Genomic DNA, 1,829 nt, shown 5'->3' with positions numbered 1-1,829 from the left:
AAGCTCGGGACCTGCTTCGTGCACACCGTGATCGATGACTACTCCCGCGTTGCCTACGCCGAGATCCACGACGACGAGAAGGCCGTCACCGCCGTCGCGGTCCTGCACCGTGCCGTGGCGTGGTTCGCCGATCGCGGCGTCACCGTCGAGCGGGTGCTGTCCGACAACGGAAGCGCCTACAAGTCCCACCTGTGGCGTGACACCTGCGACGAGCTTGGCATCACGATGAAGAAGACCCGGCCCTACCGACCCCAGACGAACGGCAAGATCGAGCGACTCCATCGGACCCTGGCCGAGGGCTGGGCCTACAAGAAGCTCTACACCTCCGAAGACGTCCGCCGCGCAGCCCTGCCAGGATGGCTCCACCAGTACAACCACCACCGGCCCCACTCAGCCGTCGGTGGCCTTCCACCCGTCACGAGGTTGAACAACCTGGCTGGGCATCACAACTAGGGAGGCGCCGCAGGCGCGACCCGTCCCATAAGCCGAACCGTTCGCGGGAACAACACTGGCCAGCGAGCGTGCGTCACTGACCGGTGTCCGTTTAGCCCGTCCGGTGATGTGTTCCGATGACGGAGCCCCAATTGGACGAGCCCTCCCCCGCCGGCCGCGTCCTTGACCGCCTCCGCGGATCGAGTCGATCTCGTCAAACTGTCCCGCGGGCGCGTGTTCAGAGTTCACTGCATCTCGACACGGCTGTTCTTGCCGGGGTCTATCGGTGCGGTCCGAGGCCACGTAGCCACCGATCACGCTCAGGCAGCGTTATCGCATCAGGTAATGCCAAGATGGTGGTATGCCGCACCCCCTCGATCGAGACAGCGTCGAGGTCACGACCCTCCTTCGCGAGGCCGTGACTGCCAGTGGGCTGTCCCAGGCCGCGTTCGCGCGGGCGCTCCGTACCTCTGCGCCTCGCCTCTCGTCGTATCTCACCGGCGCCACGCAGCCGTCCGCGCAGTTCCTTGTCCGCGCGCGTCGGCTCGGTCGCGCCCTTGGTGAGGCAGCGGCTCGGGGAGTGATGTCGGCACCGGTGACCGCGGCCGCGATGCGGGAGCACTTCCGTGCCGGCGAGATTGAGTGGCTTTGGCGGATGCTGCTCCAGGGTCGCGACCACCTCGCCGCGGCTATCGAGGAGAACGACCAGGTCCTGCTAGATGCTTGGGAGGCCAGGCCAGGCAGCATCGGGTCTGCCGAGTGGGACGCGCTGCTTGCCGTGGTCGTGGCCCACCATCTCGAGACCGCCGACCTCGAGGCGCCGGCTCGGTCGCTGCGCCAGCCGCTGCTCGAGCCCTGGATTCCGGAGCACCCCTTCCTCACCCCCGACCGGGTCCGCGCTCAGACCCCGGACTGGCTCAGCCGCCAGAACATCTACGTCCCCGACCGCGACCTCGTGACGGCATGACGGCGTGACGCGTGACCGCGCACGTCTCCCTCCAAGAGACCTCCGTCGCCGAGCTCGACGCGCTCTGACCCCACTGCCGCGAGCCAGCGCAGCGCGACTGGGGAACGAACACGGGTCCCGTCCTCCTTCGAGGAGGGGACCCGTGCGTTCTCGGCGCGTCTACCTCACTGAGTCAGCACCTGGGCCTCACCGATGCTGACCGGCAACGGGTCGGTGGTCAGGTCGAACTCGATGGTTCCGGACTGACCTCCGCCGGCCCACTCGACGACCCAGTGGCTCGTCGCCGTGACCTGGTAGGCACCATCGGGCTGATCCGTCGACATGCGCTCGTAGCGATGTCCGCAGGTCGGTGAGTCCTGCTTGCCGTAGTGGTCCGCGTAGGGCGTACCGGCGCCTGTGCAGTTCACCGTGGTCCCGTCACCCATGTCCC

3 protein-coding genes are annotated in these 1,829 nt (G+C 67.6%); 2 read left to right on the top strand and 1 reads right to left on the bottom strand.

Going from position 1 to position 1,829, the window contains the following annotated elements:
* Window positions 1-453 (top strand): transposase (locus EPN29_13630; GenBank protein TAN31369.1); only part of this gene is annotated, 453 nt, incomplete at its 5' end.
* 340 nt (window positions 454-793) lie between these two features.
* Window positions 794-1,399, top strand: a complete 606-nt coding sequence (locus tag EPN29_13625) for an XRE family transcriptional regulator (GenBank protein ID TAN31368.1) — start codon at window positions 794-796, stop codon at window positions 1,397-1,399.
* Window positions 1,400-1,563: 164 nt separating this feature from the next.
* Here the strand turns inward: EPN29_13625 and EPN29_13620 are convergent, their stop codons facing one another.
* Window positions 1,564-1,806, bottom strand: coding sequence for a hypothetical protein (locus tag EPN29_13620; GenBank protein TAN31367.1), 243 nt, complete (start codon window positions 1,804-1,806; stop codon window positions 1,564-1,566).
* Window positions 1,807-1,829: the final 23 nt, after the last annotated feature.

This window comes from bacterium, assembly GCA_004299235.1.
GTDB lineage: Bacteria > Chloroflexota > Dormibacteria > Dormibacterales > Dormibacteraceae > SCQL01.
The sequence above is the reverse complement of the archived record's forward strand: the minus strand, read 5'-3'. Positions and strand labels throughout refer to the sequence as shown.

Excerpts from the sequence above, each read along its gene's own strand:
- EPN29_13625 (TAN31368.1), top strand. The coding sequence starts at position 794 with ATGCCGCACCCCCTCGATCGAGACAGCGTCGAGGTCACGACCCTCCTT.